This is a genomic window from Streptomyces sp. NPDC026394, assembly GCF_055567735.1.
This window is the reverse complement of record NZ_JBVHPX010000015.1, coordinates 130971-146334: the sequence shown is the minus strand read 5'-3', so window position 1 is coordinate 146334 and position 15364 is coordinate 130971. Positions and strand designations below refer to the sequence as shown.

Sequence of the window (15364 nt, the reverse complement as noted above, 5' to 3'; positions counted from 1 at the left end):
GTAGGGGCCGGGGCCGGAGGGCGATGCCCGGGCCTTGCTCCCCCTCCCCTCCCCCGCCCCACCCCCACCTCCGCCTCCGCCTCCGCCTCCGCCTCCACGTCAGCGTCCGCCACATCCGCGTCCGCGCCAAGCGTCCGCGTCCGCGTCACCGTCTGCGTCCGTGCCAGCGCCAGCGCCCGCGTCCGCAGCGAAGATCAGCAGCGTGCCGCGGCTTCCCGCGCGGACCGCGTGCGTCGCACCCGCCGGGACCAGATACAACTCTCCCGGCCGCACCGAGACGTCCGCGCCGCCCACCGACAGCTCCAGCCGCCCGTCGAGCACGAACAGCGCCTCGGCCGTCCCGTGCGCTTCCTCCTCCCCCGGCAACTCGTCCATGCGCAGCACCTTCACGCGGGCCGCGCCCACCTTCCCCAGGGCACGGGAGCTCCACGCTTCCGGCAGGGCAGCCGCCGTTCCCCGTACGTCGATCGCCTTCATGGCACGCCTCCCGGCGGACCGCCCCGGTCACGCCCGAAGAGCCCGCACATCAAGATCAATGGATGATCCGGACGCTATCCGGGACGGGGCCGGAGGTGGTCGACCGTTCGGTAAAACCTCCCCGGGCACGGGCGACCACTGCCGCCGGTCGCTGCCGCCGGTCGCCGCCGCCGGGCACTATTCCCGGGCGGGGCCGCCCCGTTCGGGTATCGGCTCGGCGGCCCGGCCCGCTGTCGTCGCCGGGCCCGCGCGGGCGCGGAGGTCCGAGGCGAACGGTCCGGTACGGGCCCGGGCCGTGACGTCCGCGATGTCGCCCCGAACGGTGCAGCGCACCAGGCGAGCGTCTTGCGCGGCCGCCACCTCCCGGGCGGCTCGGCAGGCGGCCGACGCGCCCCGGAGCGCGGTGTCCGCCGCCGCCAGGGCGCCCAAATCCGCCGCGGCTCCCGCACGATGACGTGTCACGACCACCTGAGCCATGGCGATCACCACCGCGAACACCGTGCACAGCGCCATCGCCGCGAACACCGCCCACACCGTGGCCGAGCCCTCATCGCCCCACCGTCTCCTCCGCAAGTGCCGTCGCCTCCCCTCGGAGCGTCAGCGTCAACGGGCCGACGCCGGGCGTCGCCGCCTCGACCCGTACGCGCACCAGGTCACCGCGCCTCTCCAGCGCCACCCGCGCGCCGTGCGGGGCTGCTTCGCGGGCCACCGCGCCGACGGCCGACGGTGGTTCCGACCGGGCTGCCGCCCGGGCCCCGGCGCGGGCCGCGTCCACGCACTGGATCTGCGCGCAGGCGGCCACGAGCCCCCACAGCAACAGCCCCGTGAACAGCACCAACGCCGGGATGACCAGGGCCGTTTCCGCCGTCACATATCCCCGGTCGCGGTCACGCTCACGGCCGCGTCCGTCGTCAGACCTGGACACCGAGGGCCTTGCCGATCACCGCGCGCAGCGCCGCCTCCACCGCACCGCCCGACAGCACCTTGTAGAGCACGGCCGCGGCCGCACACGCCGCCAGGGTTCCCAGGGCGTACTCGGCCGTGGTCATGCCCCGGTCGGCGGAGCCCCTTGCCCGGACGGCCGCAACGCGCCGCTCCAGCCACCTACTTACCACCATCTCTTCCCCCTTGAGGTCTTGTGATCACTTCCGCTGTCGGTGATCCGGTGCGGCCCGGATCGGTCGTGTGCCGTCATGAGTTCTTCGTGAGCGCTGTGGCCAGGCCGAACAGGACCGGTACGACACCGAGCGCCAGGAAAGCGGGCAGGAAGCAGGCCGCCAGCGGCATCGTGACCAGCACCCCGGCCCGCCGGGCCCGTTCGGCCGCCGAGCGGGAGTCCTGTGCCCGCAACTCCGCCGCGATCCGGGAGACGCCCTCCACGGCCGGGACCCCCGATATGCCCGCCCGTTCCAGACACCGGGCCAACCCCCGGGCGCCGGGGAGGGCGCCGAAGCGCCGCCATGCCGTCGCGGGCTCGCTGCCGAGCCGGAGCTCCGCGGCCACGCGCCACAGGTGCTCGCCGACGGTTCCGCCGAGCGACCGCCCTACCGCCTCGGCGGACTCCCGTGGCCCGGCGCCCGCTGCCAGGCAGGCCGCGAGCAGGTCCGCGGCCGGTGCCAGCGCCGCACGCAGGCCGCTCTCGGCCGCCTGCCGCCTGGCCTGTGCCTGTGTACGGCGCCGCCACCGCCAGGCTCCGTACGCCACGGCGAGTCCCAGTACGCCACCGGTCACCCCGCCGACGAGAATGGCCACGGCTCCCGCGATCACCGCGGGCCCGGCCCGTTCCCGGGCGGCCCCGGGCCACCGACGCCCTCGGCCGCGCTTCAGCTCCGGTGCCGGGCGCCGGCCGGAGCCGTCGTGGTGCCGTACGGCCTTGCCCAGGACCGCTGTCGCCCGCCGTCGGGTACTCCGTAGGCCGCGCGCTTCCCCGGCCGTGGTCAACGCGCCGACCACGGCGGCCAGGATCAGAAAAACTGTCCCCAGGGTGTGGACAAGTTCCGGGACGGCCCCGTGGTCGGCATCAGCGGACATGACCGCCCCCTTCGGCGGCCGCGATGATCCGCGCCGTCCAGACGACGCCGCACCACTCCAGCAGGCCGCCGACCAGCAGGCACGCCCATCCGGCGGGGGTGTGCAGCAGTACCCGGAGCGGGTCGGCGCCGAGGGCGCTGCCCATCGCCAGCCCTCCGGCCGGGAGGAGCGCGAGCATCAGTGCGGTCGCCCTCGGGCCCGCCAACTGGGCGCGCAGGTCGTCGCGCTGGTCACGTTCCGCCCGGAGGGCCGTCGCGATCCGTTCCAGCCCGGCGGCCAGCCCGGCCCCGCCGTCGACGGCGACCTGCCAGCACGCCGCCACACCGGCCAGCCCCTCCGCACCCGGCAGCCGCGCCGCCGCACGCAGGGCCGCCGGCACGTCCCCGCCGAACCGGGCCGCCGTCGTGACCACCGCGCCCGTCTCGCCGAAGCTCGCGGCACCGACCGCCGTCAGGGCCTGCCCCGGCTGCCGTCCGGCCCGCAACTCGCCCGCCACCGCCTCGCACAGCTCGATGACCGCCGCGCCCCGGCGCTCCCGCTCCCGCACCCGCTCCCGGGCCCGGAGCCATCGCCGCACCAGGACCGACGCCACCACGGCTGCGATCACGGGCACCACCGAACCGGCCATGACACCGAGGCCGAGACCGGCTGGCAGGCACCACAGCTCTCGGGGGAAGCGGACGGTCCCGTCCCGGCTTCCTCCGCCGCACCGAGGAGCTCGGTTCGCTTTCCACCATCCGCCACCCGGCCCGAAGACCCGGTACGCGGCCCACGTGGCCCAATGCGCCACCCGTTGCAGCAACCGCCGGAGCGTGAACCCTCCTTCTTCAGGGCCCAGTTCCCACGCTCCCCCCTTCGGGCCCACCGCCTCTCCGTCCACCAACAACAGTCGTGCCCGTCGTACGTCACCGCTGCGGCCGCCGGACAGCCAGACCGCCATCCCCGCGCACAGCACGGCCGCGCACACCGGCACCGTCGCCGTACCGACATCACTCATCCCGCGCCCCTCCCCCGCTCGCACAGCCCGGTCAATCGCGCCCAGCCCGCTGCCTCTTGGAATCCCCGCGGTGCCCACACCGCCGCCGGTACGGTCACCACGAAGCCGTCCCGATCCCGCTCCAGGACGTCCACCCGGGCGAGGCGCCGACGGCCGTCCCGGTCCCGTACGAGGTGCAACAGCACCGACAGCGCGGCGGCCACCTGGCTGTGCAGTGCCGCCCGGTCGAGCCCGGCCGTCGAGCCCAGGGCCTCCAGGCGCGCCGGGACGTCACCTGAGGCATTCGCGTGCACCGTGCCGCAGCCGCCCTCGTGCCCCGTGTTCAGGGCCGCCAGCAGGTCCGTGACCTCGGCGCCGCGCACCTCGCCGACCACCAGCCGGTCCGGCCGTATCCGCAGCGCCTGCCGCACCAGGTCCCGCAGGGTGACACGGCCGACGCCTTCCTGGTTCGCGGGCCGGGTCTCCAGCCGTACGACGTGGGGGTGGTCCGGCCTCAGTTCCGCGGAGTCCTCGGCCAGGACGAGCCGTTCGGCCGGGCCGGCCAGGCCCAGCAGCGAGCTGAGCAGTGTGGTCTTCCCGGAGCCGGTCCCGCCGCTGATGAGGAAGGAGAGCCTGGCGTCCAGCACGGCCCGCAGCAGGCGGTCGCCGTCCGGTGGCACCGTGCCTGCCGCGACCAGTTCCGCGAGGGTGAAGGCGCGGGGGCGCAGGACGCGCAGCGACAGGCAGGTGCCCGCGACCGCCACCGGCGGCAGGACGGCGTGCAGGCGGGTGCCGTCGGGCAACCGGGCGTCCACCCAGGGGTGGGCGTCGTCCAGCCGTCGTCCGGCCACCGAGGCCAGCCGCTGCGCGAGCCGGCGCACCGCGGCCTCGTCGGCGAAGCGGACCGAGGTGCGCTCCAGGCCTCCGCCGCGGTCCACCCACACCTCGTCCGGCGCGCTGACCAGGACGTCGGTCACCTCCGGTGCGGCGACGAGCGGTTCGAGGGGGCCGCAGCCGACCAGCTCCGACCGCAGCGCCGATACGACCCCCAGCACCTCCGCGTCGCCGAGCAGGCGACCCTCGGCGCGCAGCGCCATCGCGACCCGTGCGGGCGTCGGCTCGGCGCCCGCCTGGGCCAGCCGCCCGCGCACCGCCTCCAGAAGACCGGCGCCGATGCCGCCCGTGCGAGGTGTGCCGTGGGCGTCGGCGCCGGGTGGCCCGTCGAACGCCCGCAGTCCGGATACCTGCGGCCCGGGCATCTGCGCCCCGCTCGCCCGCGGCCCGGACGCCCGCGACCCGTTCCCCCGGGGAAGCTCAGTCCTCACCTGGACCACCCGCCGCGCCCTCACCGAGCCATCCGCGCCGCCCACCGGCCTCCGGCCTCCCGGCCCTCGCCCCCGGGGCTCCCGAGCCCGCAGCCACCGGCCCTGCGACCCCCGGTCCCGTGGTCCCCGACCCCACGGCCTCGGGCAACACCCGCTTCCAGAAGGCCGTGCCGAAGTGCCGTAACGGACCTCGGGCGTTCGCCCCCGGCGGCGCGCCCCGGGCCAGTTCTCCCGGGAGGGCGTTCTCCCAGCCCAGTTCTCCGGCCAGTGGAAGGCCGAGCAGCCGGGCGGCCTCCTCGGGCGCCAGCTCCGCGGCGCGGCCGCCGTCCGGGCCGGGGCCGGCGCGTGTCACCACCCGCACGTCCGGCAGGACCGTACGCACCAGAGCCGCCACGCGCCGGGCCGCCGCCAGCGCCCGTAGTTCGGTGGGGACGACCAGCAGCCCGACATCGACCTGGGCGAGCGCTTCCACGACCGCTTCGTCCAGCCGGCGCGGCAGGTCCACCACCACGGCGCCGCCCCGTCTGCGTGCCGCTGCCATGACCGCGCGCATCGCCTGCGGCGGAATCGCCACCGCGTCACCGCGGTCCCAGCTCAGTACACGTAAGGAGTGCAGCCGCGGCAGCGCTTCCTCCAGGGCGTCGCCGCCCACCCGCCCACGCGATTCGGCGAAGGCCGGCCAGCGCAGCCCTTCTTCCTTCTCACCGCCCAGCAGCACGTCGAGTCCGCCGCCCAACGGGTCCGCGTCGACCAGGACGGTCCGGCGGCCCGCGCGGGCCGCCGTCAGGGCCAGGGCGCAGGCGAGGGTGCTCGCGCCGGCGCCGCCGCTGCCGCCGATCACCCCCACCGTCACGGCCGTCGGCCCGACGCCCTCCACCGCGTCGGCGATCCGGTCCACGAGCCAGCTCTCGCCACCGGGGAGCACCAGCACCCGTTCCGCCCCGAGGGCGACGGCCAGCCGCCACAGTTGCCGGTCGTCCGCGCCCCGGGCGACGAGCACCACCCCGTCCCGGCGGCCCGCCCCGCACAGCCGGGGCGCACAGTCGGCGCCGACGATCACCAGCGGCGCCGAGGCCCAGCCCGGACTGCGGCCGCGGGCGACGCCATGGGCGACCTCCGGCGTCGCACCGGCTGCCGCGCACAGTCTCAGGACGTCGTCGAGAAGGTCCTCGTCCTCGGTGACGACCAGCGGTCCGCCGCGCCCTTCGGCAGGCCCGGGCGGTTGATCGGGAGTCATACGTCCGGCCACGTTCCGTTCCCCTATCGCTACGCAACTCACACATCCGCGAACTCGCGGAGTTTTCATCGTGTGGCGATCCGGAAAATCCCGTGGATCTTGGTCCAAAACTGTGGACAACTCAAAGGCTGTGAATATCCCAGTCACCTATACCGGCGACCTTGCAGGCTCCCTTAGAGCATCGCTACGGCTACCCTGAGTGACGACCGGTGGGCGTCGGCACGCTCGGGGCCGAGCGATGAAGAGGAAGCGGCCGATCCGCCTCGGACGGGCAAAAACGCGTCCGGACATGCGACGACCCCCGCCGGGGGGGAGAGCGGGGGTCGTCCCCACGGCCGACTCGGGGGGGGAGGAGTCGGACCGGGTTAGCACGGTCGCGAACGATCCGTGACTTCCATGGTGTACCCGAGAGCCTTCTCAGGCAAACCCACGCGCCACACCTTACGCCGAATGGTGGGCGCCTATGCTCGCCCCGTGGAAAACCACTCCGTGCCCCACTCGGCGACTCACTCGACACCCCGCACAGCCGCGTTCTTCGACCTGGACAAGACAGTCATTGCTAAGTCGAGCACGCTGACCTTCAGCAAGTCGTTCTACCAAGGCGGCCTGATCAATCGCCGGGCCGTACTGCGCACCGCCTATGCCCAGTTCGTCTTCCTCGCGGGCGGCGCCGACCACGACCAGATGGAGCGGATGCGCGCCTACCTCTCGGCGCTCTGCCGGGGCTGGGACGTGGCCCAGGTCCGGGAGATCATCGCGGAGACCCTCCACGAGCTGATCGATCCGCTCATCTACGACGAGGCCGCCTCGCTCATCGAGGAGCACCACACGGCGGGCCGCGACGTCGTGATCGTCTCCACCTCGGGCGCCGAGGTGGTCGAGCCGATCGGCGCCCTGCTCGGCGCCGACCGCGTGGTGGCCACCCGGATGGTCGTCGGCGCGGACGGCCGCTTCACGGGCGAGGTGGAGTACTACGCCTACGGCCCGACCAAGGCGCAGGCGGTCCGGGACCTCGCCGCGTCCGAGGGCTACGACCTGGCGCGCTGCTACGCGTACAGCGATTCGGCGACCGACGTACCGATGCTGGAGGCGGTCGGCCATCCGCACGCCGTCAATCCGGACCGCGCACTGCGCCGTGAGGCCGCGAGCCGGGGCTGGCCGGTTCTGTCGTTCACCCGGCCGGTCCAGCTGAAGCAGCGGCTGCCCTCCCTGGGCATGCCGTCGCGTCCGGTGCTCGCCACGGTGGCCGCCGTGGGCGCGGCCGCCGCGACGGCGGGCCTCGTCTGGTACGCGAGCCGACGGCGCCCGGTTTTTGCCCGTATCACCCGAGTTTGAAGGGAAAAGTAAAGAACTGTGGCGAGGGGTTCCGCTTCCCCCGCCGCAGGAGTACAAAGGACGTAACGGCCCGCGAGACCGAGGACATCCGAGAGGAAGACCTTCTACGCAGCAAGGCCCCACGGACCGAAGCACGGAAACCGGGCACCCACGCGACGCCGACCCGTCGATTACGGGCCAGCCGTACCAGGTGACGGACGAAGTCTCCGACCTGATCGGCAACATCCGGAGCGCGCTTGGTAACCCGGTGGACGTGCCAGCGGCGGTACCGGAACGACTGGGTACCGCCGCAACCCTTTGTCCGGGGACTACACGGCCGGAAGCCCGTACCCACCGGGTACCTTCACGCCGCCCGGATACCGGCCCCGGCTGCCCCCCGTCAGGCCGCCCCGCGCTGCATCGCCTCGCACACCGCCGTGCTCTCCCGCGCCCCCAGCTCCACCGCCCGGCCGCAGTGCGCGATCCACGCTGCCACACCCTCCGGGGTGCCGGACACATAGCCTTCCAGCGCCGCCACGTACGCGGCCCGGTCCTGTTCCGCGTGGCCGACCTCCGCCGGGCAGACCGACTTCGGGTCCAGCCCGCTGCCGACCAGCACGATGCGCTCGGCGGCCCGCGCGACCAGCCCGTTGTACGAGCCGAAGGGGCGCAGCGCCAGCAGTTCGCCGTGCACCACGGCCGCCACCACCAGAGCCGGCGCCTCACTGCCCGCCAGCAGCAGCCGCGCGAGCCCGTCCAGGCGCCCCGCGACCTCGTCGGCATCCGGCAACGCCAGCTCCACCAGGGGCTCGTCGACCGGCTCACCCGCCAGCCGGGGCCGCCCCACCGACTCCTGCCGGGCGTCGCCGCTCGCCGCGACCAGGTGCAGCCGCGCCAGCACCCGCAGCGGCGACTGCCGCCACACGCTGAGCAGTTGCCCGGCCTCGGCGGTCAGCCGCAGCGCCGCGCCGACCGTACGCGGCTCACCCTCGACGCCGAAGTCGGATCGCCGCCGCACCTCCTCCAGCGCCCAGTCGGCTCCGGCCAGCGCCGCGGAGGCCCGCGCTCCGCGCAGCGCCGCCTCGGAGGTGATCTCGTTGCTGCGCCGTCGCATGATCCGGTGCCCGTAGACCCGGTCCACGCTCGCGCGCACGGAGTCCACGGAGTCGGCGACCCCCGGGAGCGAGGCCAGGGTCGCGAGCGGATCGGCTGTCGTACTCATGGGTACGACCCTACGCACCCCGGAAGCCGCAAGGCCGAACCGCTCGAAGGAGTGGTCTTCTTCACCCGAACCTCTCACCCGGGGCAACTCGGCGCTTACGCTTAGTGACCATGAAGATCGCGTTCGTGGGCAAGGGCGGCAGTGGGAAGACCACGCTGTCCGCCCTGTTCATCCGCCACCTCGCCGCCGCCCGCGTCCCCGTGATCGCGGTGGACGCCGACATCAACCAGCACCTGGCCAGCGCCCTAGGCATGGACGAGACGGAGGCCGCCGCGCTGCCGGCGCTCGGCGCCCGGCTGCCGCTGGTCAAGGACTACCTGCGCGGCACCAACCCGCGTATCGCGTCCGCCGAGACGATGATCAAGACGACGCCGCCCGGCGAGGGCTCCCGGCTGCTGCGGGTCGTCGAGGACAACCCCGTGTACGCGGCGTGCGCCCGGCCCGTCCTCCTGGAGGGCGAACCGGTGCGCCTGATGGCGACCGGCCCGTTCACCGAGTCCGACCTGGGAGTGGCCTGCTACCACTCCAAGACCGGCGCGGTCGAACTGTGCCTGAACCACCTCGTGGACGGCCGCGAGGAGTACGTCGTCGTCGACATGACGGCCGGCTCCGACTCCTTCGCCTCCGGAATGTTCACCCGCTTCGACCTGACCTTCCTGGTCGCCGAGCCCACCCGTAAGGGCGTCGCGGTCTACCGCCAGTACAAGGACTACGCACGCGACTACGGCATCGCCCTCAAGGTCGTCGGCAACAAGGTCCAGGGCCCGGACGACGCCACCTTCCTGGCCGACGAGGTGGGCGAGGACCTGCTGCTGACCGTGGGGGACTCGGCGTGGGTGCGGGCCATGGAGAAGGGCCGGCCGCGCCGCTTCGACCTGCTGGAGGCCGACCACCGGCAGGCGCTGAAGGAGCTGCACGCCGCCGCCGACGAGATGTACGAGCAGCGTGACTGGGAGCGCTACACCCGCCAGATGGTGCACTTCCACCTGAAGAACGCGGAGAGTTGGGCGAACGCGAAGACGGGCGCCGATCTGGCGGCCCAGGTCGACCCCGCCTTCGTCCTCGCCGAGCCCGCGGGGGCCCCGCAGCCCGCCTGACCCCCGGTCGGGGGGCCGCCACGGGGCCCGGAAGCGGAACGGCGACCGGAAGCGGCACGATGCCCGGAAGCTTCACGGGGCCCGGAAGCTTCACGGGGCCCGGGAGCCCCACGGGTTCCGGAGCCCCACGGGTCCCTGCCGAGCCGCCTCCCCGCTACTCCGCGTCCCGCCGCGCCGGTTCGGCCGAACCGGCGGGCTCACCCGGCGCCCCGGGCTTCGCGGACGAGGTCGCCAGGTAGCTCCCCCACCCGCCCTTCGGGGCGCCGCCCACCGGCAGCGCGCGCAGCTTCTCCAGCACCCGCGGGTCCTGCGCGTCCAGCCAGTCGGCAAGTTGCTTGAAGGTCACGCAGCGCACGCCCTGCCGGGGGCAGACGGTCTTGATGGTGTCCTCGACGGCGCGCATGTACGTGCCGCCGTTCCAGGACTCGAAGTGGTTGCCGACGATGAGCGGCGCCCGGTTGCCCTTCTCGGCCCGCTCGAACGCGGCGACCAGGCCGTCCCGCATCTGCTTGCCCCAGGTGGCGTGCATCGCCGGGTCGCCCCTGGTCGTACCGGACTGGTTGGCGAGGAAGTTGTAGTCCATCGAGAGCGTCTCGAAGGCCCGGCCGGGGACGGGGACCTGCTGGAGGGGGAAGTCCCAGATGCCGTCGATCTGCTTCGGCCACAACTGCCGGCCGCCGACGGAGCTGGAGTCGTAACGGAAGCCCATCGCCTTGGCCGCGGGGATGAGGTTGCGCTGCCCTTCGAGGCAGGGGGCACGGCCGCCGACGAGTTCCTTGCTGTAGTCGAACGGCAGCGGCTTCTCGGTCTTCAGTCCGGTGTGCGTCTTCCAGGTCTTGACGAACGCCTCGGCCTGCCGGATCTCGCTCTGCCACTCCTCCGGCGACCAGGTGCCGACGCCGCCGTTCGCGCCGCAGAAGTGGCCGTTGAAGTGCGTACCGATCTCGTTGCCGTCCATCCAGGCGCCGCGGATCTGTTCCACGGTGGCCCGGACGCCCTTGACGTCGTTGAAGCCGATGTCGGAGGCGCCGGGGCTGTGCTTGGGCGGGTGGTAGGCGTCCTTCCTGTTGCCCGGGAGCAGGTAGACACCGCTGAGGAAGTACGTCATCCGGGCGTCGTACTTCTTGCCGACCGCGCGGAAGTGCGAGAACAGCTTCTGGCTGTCCTCACCGGCGCCGTCCCAGGAGAAGACCACGAACTGCGGCGGCCGCTCACCGGGTCTCAGACGCTCGGCCTTCGGCTGCATCGGCTGCGCCCCGGTGTACGCGGTCGAGCCGTCGCCGATGAGCTTGACCTGCTGGGCGGTGCGCTGCGGCGCGGCCTGGCCGCCCTGGGCGCCGCCCGGCCCGCCCCCGTTCCCCCCGGCACAGCCGGCGACCGCCGCCAGCGCCATCGTCGTGACCACCCCGGCCGTGACCCTTGATGCGGCTGCCATCAGCCACCTCACTCCCTGAGCTGCGAACTGCGAAACGGAAACATCAGAAAAACTGATTAACCGTTTTCAAGCCCGCATAAGCCACGGAATGGGCCGTAAGGTACAAGCGACTCGTCGCTGTGTTCACTCGAAAGACGGAACGGCAGACCCGAATGCCTGAAAAGGCTTCTCTGTGCCTTTACGTGTCATTACGCTTCATTTACCGATGCTTGAGAGTCACCGGGCCGTCACGAACCGTGACGCCAACCGGCCGGCTCGCCTCCCGCCGCAGTACACCGCCGCCCACGATCGCGCCCCGCGCGACCGCGCCGCCCCGGAGGAGACGGGAATGTCGCAGCTTCAGAAGCCGCCAGGGCCGCCGGGACCGACCGGCGCTCCGAGCACCCGCCGTACGCAGCCCCCGCCGCCCGCCGACCGGGCCGCCGCCCGCCGCGGCGACCTGTCCGCCTCGGTCGTCGTCTTCCTGATCGCCGTACCGCTCTCACTGGGCCTCGCCCTGGCCACCGGGGCGCCCCTCCAGGCGGGCCTGGTCGCCGCGGCCGTCGGCGGCATCGTGGCCGGACTGCTCGGCGGCGCTCCCCTCCAGGTCAGCGGCGCGGCGACGAGCCTGCTCGTGGTCACGGCCGAGCTGGTGCAGCGGTACGGCTGGCGGGCCACCTGCGCCGTCACGGTCCTCGCCGGGCTGGCCCAACTCGCGCTCGGCGCCGTCCGGGTGGCCCGGGGCGCGCTCGTGATCAGCCCCGCGATCGTGCACGCCATGCTCGCGGGCATCGGCGTCACCATCGCCGTCGGACAACTGCACGTGGTGCTCGGGGGCAGCCCCGACAGCTCGGCCGTCGACAACGTCGCCGCGCTGCCCGGCCAGTTGGCGCACCCGCACGTCGCCGCCCTGCTCATCGGCGCCGTCACGGTCGCGGTGCTGGCCGGCTGGCAGCGGCTGCCCGGGCGGGCCGGGCGGACGCTGCGGACGGTCCCGGCCCCACTGGCCGCCGTGGCCGCCGCCACGACCGTGAGCGCGGCCCTCCCGGTGCCGGTGCCGCGCGTCGCCCTGCCCGAGTGGTCGCTCCAGGCCCTGCCCACCCTCCCGGACGGGCCGGTCCTGGGGATCGCCGCCGCCGTCCTGACCGTCACCCTCGTCGCCAGCATGGAGTCGCTGCTGTCGGCGGTCGCGGTGGACCGCCTCGCCGCCGACCGCGCCGTCCCCACGTCCGGTACGGACCTGAACCGCGAACTGACGGGTCAGGGCGTCGCCAACGTGGTGTCCGGGCTGCTGGGCGGGCTACCGGTGGCCGGCGGGGCGATGCGCGGCTCGGCGAGCGTGCGGGCGGGCGCCGTCAGCCGGCGCGCCACCGTGCTGCACGGCGCCTGGGTGGTGCTCTGCGCCGGCCTGCTGGCCACGGCGCTGGAGCTGATCCCGCTGGCCGCCCTCGCCGCGCTGGTGATGGTCATGGGCGTACGGATGGTGAGCTTCGCGCACATCAAACATGTGCAGCGGCACCGGGAGTTTCCGGTCTACGCGGTCACCCTGGGCGGTGTGGTGCTGTTCGGCGTCCTCCAGGGGGTGGCCCTGGGCGTCGGGGTGACGGTCTTCCTGTCGCTGCGGCGGCTGACCCACACCCGGGTCACGGTCAGCGCCGAGGACGGCCGCCACCGGGTGCGCGTCAATGGGCAGTTGACCTTTCTCGCGGTACCGAGGCTGACCCGGGCGCTCGCCCAGGTGCCCGCCGGGGCGGACACCGTCGTCGAACTGGGAGGCTCGTTCATGGACCACGCCGCCTACGAGGCCCTGCGGGCCTGGTCCGACGGGCATCGCGCGGGCGGCGGCTGGGTGACCCTCGGCGGCCGCGCCGGGAGCCCGATCGCGGAGCCCGCGAGCGCCCACCACTGCCGCCCGTGGACGCCGTGGCGCAACCACTACTGCACCCGCCCGCCCGAGGAGGCCGCGGCCGCTCCGCGGACCAGTGGCGATCAACTGCTCGGCGGCGTCAGCGCGTTCCAGCGCCATACGGCCCCGCTGGTACGGGACGAGCTGGCCCGGCTGGCCCACGAAGGGCAGCGGCCCACCCAGCTCTTTTTGACGTGCGCCGACTCCCGGCTGGTCACCAGCATGATCACCTCCAGTGGCCCGGGTGACCTGTTCACCGTCCGCAACGTCGGCAATCTGATGCCGCCGCCCGGCACGGACGCCGCCTGCGACTCGGTGGGCGCGGCCATCGAGTACGCGGTCGAGGTGCTGAAGGTCGGCTCGCTGACCGTCTGCGGGCATTCGGGGTGCGGCGCGATGCAGGCGCTGCTCGGCGCTGACCACGAGCCGGGAGCGCGGACCCCGCTCGCGCGCTGGCTGCGGCACGGCCGCCCGAGCCTGGCACGGATGCAGCGGATCGGCCGGCTGGGGCGCGGTGAAGTCGCGCTCGCCGAACGCCCGGTCGCCGACGACGTGGAACGGCTCGCGCTGGTCAACGTCGTCCAGCAGCTCGACCACCTGATGTCGTACCCGTGCGTCGCCCACCGCGTCGCCGAGGGCGCGCTCACCCTGCACGGCATGTACTTCCACGTGGCCGAGGCCCAGGCGTACGTCCTGGACCGCACGACGGGCCGGTTCCGCGCGGTGCGGCCGGAGACGGCAGCCGTCACCTCGTAGCCGGAGCCTCCGCATCCCATGTGCAGGGGACTCCAAATGATGGGAAGTTCCCTATACCGTCCTCGCCATGGATGACGCCGTGCGCGATGGCGTGGCTGATGACGCGGCTGATGACGTGACCCACGCCGCGGACGACGCCCGCTTGACCGAAGAACTGATCGACGACCTGTTCGCCATCCGCACCCAGGTGCACGCCGAGCTGAGGGACCTGGCGCGCGAAGCGGGACTGACCGACACACAGACCGACGTGCTGTGGCGGCTGAGCCGCGGACAAGAAATGACCGCACGCCACCTGGCCGATCGCCTCCAGTGCGACGCCTCGACGGCCACGTCGATGATCGACCGGCTGGAGAAGCGCGGCTTGGTGCGCCGCGTCCCCCACCCCACCGACCGCCGGGCGAAGCTCGTTCAGCTCACCGACGAGGGGTGCGCACTGCGCGACCGCGTCGTCCGGCACAGCGCCGAGCACTCACCCTTCGCCCGCCTCGACCGGGCGAGCAGGCTGCGTCTGCACGCACTGCTGCGCCAGGTGGCCGGCGGCTCCCGGCCGGCCGGAACTCCCGGCGCCGAAGACCCTCACGGCACGGCGCAGTGACGAGCACGACCACCACCGTGATCACCGGTGGCAGCTCGGGACTCGGCCTGGTGACGGCACGTCACCTCGTCGCGGCCGGGCAGACGGTCGTCCTCGTCGGCCGGGACGCGGCGCGCACCGTCACGGCGGCCGACAGCCTGCGCGGCCTCGCGCCCGCCGGCCGGGGCACCGCTCCGCCCCGGACGTACACCGCCGACCTGGAGCAGTGGTCGCAGGTCCGCGACCTGGCCAAGAGGCTCGCCGCGGGCGCCGTATCCGTGGACGTGCTCATCAACAACGCGGGGGGGCGCGTTCCCCCGTTACGAGCGGACCGTGGACGGCGCCGAGCGGACCTACGCCCTCAACCGCCACGCGCCTTTCCTGCTCACGCACGCCCTCCTGGCCGGCGGAACGCTCGCCCCGAGGCCAGGATCGTCAACCTGTCGACGTTCGTGGAGAAGCGGGGCAAGGTCGACACCGGCGATCCGGACGTCACCGGCAGATCATGGCAGACCCGCTTCTATCACCAGATCAACGTCTATGCCTCCAGCAAACTCGTCAGCCTCCTGGCCACCCGGGAACTCGCACGGCGCCTGCCCGACGGCATGAGCGCCTACAACGCCGACCCCGGCACGGTGAAGGGCACCGCCATCAACAGCAACGCCGGTGGCCTGATGCGGCTGACGGCCCCGCTGTTCAAGCCGTTCGCCGTCGCCCCGGACACCGGCGTACGGACCGTGGTCCGGCTTGCCACGGCCGCACCCGCGCCGCGGCCCAACGGCGGCTTCTTCAGCAAGTCCCGGCCGACCACGCCCTCCCGTCCGGCCCAGGACGACGACCTCGCCGGCACGGTGTACGACCGGACCGCTCACCTGCTGGGCGTCGAGCCACCGCGCCGGCCGCCGGACCGTCAGCCCGGAGCCTTCCCTTCACCCCCCTCCAACTCCCCTTAAACCCGCCCGTAAACAGCACTTGACCTGCGCAACAGTAAAGGTCTACACCAATTTTTGGCGGCGACCCTTGTCAGGGCGGGTG

Annotated in this window: 15 protein-coding genes; 5 read left to right on the top strand and 10 right to left on the bottom strand. The window is 73.5% G+C overall.

Translation table 11 applies throughout. From position 1 onward, the window contains the following. Positions 1–99: 99 nt before the first annotated feature. The 8 genes from ACZ4QV_RS29745 to ssd all read right to left on the bottom strand — a co-directional run bounded on the left by ACZ4QV_RS29745 (position 100) and on the right by ssd (position 6058). On the bottom strand, positions 100–477 hold the full coding sequence (locus ACZ4QV_RS29745; RefSeq protein ID WP_467763622.1) for a cupin domain-containing protein: 378 nt from the start codon (positions 475–477) through the stop codon (positions 100–102). Positions 478–654: 177 nt separating this feature from the next. Then, a complete protein-coding gene (locus ACZ4QV_RS29740) occupies positions 655–1002 on the bottom strand; it encodes an Rv3654c family TadE-like protein (protein ID WP_467763643.1) in 348 nt (115 codons plus the stop codon). A gap of 22 nt (positions 1003–1024) precedes the next feature. Continuing rightward, the gene (locus tag ACZ4QV_RS29735; RefSeq protein ID WP_361155516.1) at positions 1025–1402 is read right to left on the bottom strand and encodes a TadE family type IV pilus minor pilin; all 378 of its coding nucleotides are present in this window, start codon (positions 1400–1402) and stop codon (positions 1025–1027) included. Continuing rightward, positions 1389–1595: a DUF4244 domain-containing protein gene (locus tag ACZ4QV_RS29730; RefSeq protein ID WP_361155514.1), complete on the bottom strand. Its 207-nt coding sequence runs from the start codon at positions 1593–1595 to the stop codon at positions 1389–1391. The genes ACZ4QV_RS29735 and ACZ4QV_RS29730 overlap by 14 nt, the downstream gene beginning before the upstream one ends. 73 nt (positions 1596–1668) lie before the next feature. Further along, entirely contained in the window at positions 1669–2508 is an 840-nt protein-coding gene (locus ACZ4QV_RS29725; protein ID WP_467763621.1) for a type II secretion system F family protein, read from the bottom strand. Next, positions 2498–3505 carry a type II secretion system F family protein gene (locus ACZ4QV_RS29720; protein WP_467763620.1) on the bottom strand — a complete coding sequence of 336 codons (1008 nt, stop codon included), beginning with the start codon at positions 3503–3505 and terminating at the stop codon, positions 2498–2500. The genes ACZ4QV_RS29725 and ACZ4QV_RS29720 overlap by 11 nt, the downstream gene beginning before the upstream one ends. Further along, the gene (locus ACZ4QV_RS29715; protein WP_467763619.1) at positions 3502–4743 is read right to left on the bottom strand and encodes a TadA family conjugal transfer-associated ATPase; all 1242 of its coding nucleotides are present in this window, start codon (positions 4741–4743) and stop codon (positions 3502–3504) included. Before ACZ4QV_RS29715 ends, ACZ4QV_RS29720 begins: the two co-directional genes overlap by 4 nt. Before the next feature lie 55 nt (positions 4744–4798). Then, a complete protein-coding gene (gene ssd, locus ACZ4QV_RS29710; protein ID WP_467763618.1) occupies positions 4799–6058 on the bottom strand; it encodes a septum site-determining protein Ssd in 1260 nt (419 codons plus the stop codon). 438 nt (positions 6059–6496) lie between these two features. On the opposite strand from ssd, the gene ACZ4QV_RS29705 reads away from it, so the two are divergent. Beyond that, positions 6497–7381, top strand: coding sequence for an HAD family hydrolase (locus ACZ4QV_RS29705; protein WP_361584923.1), 885 nt, complete (start codon positions 6497–6499; stop codon positions 7379–7381). 379 nt (positions 7382–7760) lie between these two features. On the opposite strand, the gene ACZ4QV_RS29700 is transcribed toward ACZ4QV_RS29705, so the two are convergent. Continuing rightward, the gene (locus tag ACZ4QV_RS29700; RefSeq protein ID WP_467763617.1) at positions 7761–8582 is read right to left on the bottom strand and encodes a Fic family protein; all 822 of its coding nucleotides are present in this window, start codon (positions 8580–8582) and stop codon (positions 7761–7763) included. Between the two features lie 110 nt (positions 8583–8692). Here ACZ4QV_RS29700 and ACZ4QV_RS29695 point away from each other — a divergent pair, with 110 nt between their 5' ends. Continuing rightward, complete coding sequence (locus ACZ4QV_RS29695; RefSeq protein ID WP_467763616.1) at positions 8693–9679, top strand: ATP-binding protein; 987 nt, start codon at positions 8693–8695, stop codon at positions 9677–9679. Positions 9680–9833: 154 nt separating this feature from the next. Here ACZ4QV_RS29695 and ACZ4QV_RS29690 read toward each other — a convergent pair whose 3' ends face one another. Continuing rightward, the gene (locus ACZ4QV_RS29690) at positions 9834–11114 is read right to left on the bottom strand and encodes a polysaccharide deacetylase family protein (protein ID WP_361155502.1); all 1281 of its coding nucleotides are present in this window, start codon (positions 11112–11114) and stop codon (positions 9834–9836) included. 328 nt (positions 11115–11442) lie between these two features. Here ACZ4QV_RS29690 and ACZ4QV_RS29685 point away from each other — a divergent pair, with 328 nt between their 5' ends. From ACZ4QV_RS29685 to ACZ4QV_RS29675, 3 genes are all read left to right on the top strand, one after another. Then, a complete protein-coding gene (locus tag ACZ4QV_RS29685) occupies positions 11443–13755 on the top strand; it encodes a SulP family inorganic anion transporter (protein WP_361634352.1) in 2313 nt (770 codons plus the stop codon). A gap of 67 nt (positions 13756–13822) precedes the next feature. Then, positions 13823–14350 carry a MarR family winged helix-turn-helix transcriptional regulator gene (locus ACZ4QV_RS29680; RefSeq protein WP_361155499.1) on the top strand — a complete coding sequence of 176 codons (528 nt, stop codon included), beginning with the start codon at positions 13823–13825 and terminating at the stop codon, positions 14348–14350. Further along, the gene (locus tag ACZ4QV_RS29675) at positions 14347–15282 is read left to right on the top strand and encodes an SDR family NAD(P)-dependent oxidoreductase (protein ID WP_467763615.1); all 936 of its coding nucleotides are present in this window, start codon (positions 14347–14349) and stop codon (positions 15280–15282) included. Before ACZ4QV_RS29680 ends, ACZ4QV_RS29675 begins: the two co-directional genes overlap by 4 nt. Positions 15283–15364 lie beyond the last annotated feature (82 nt).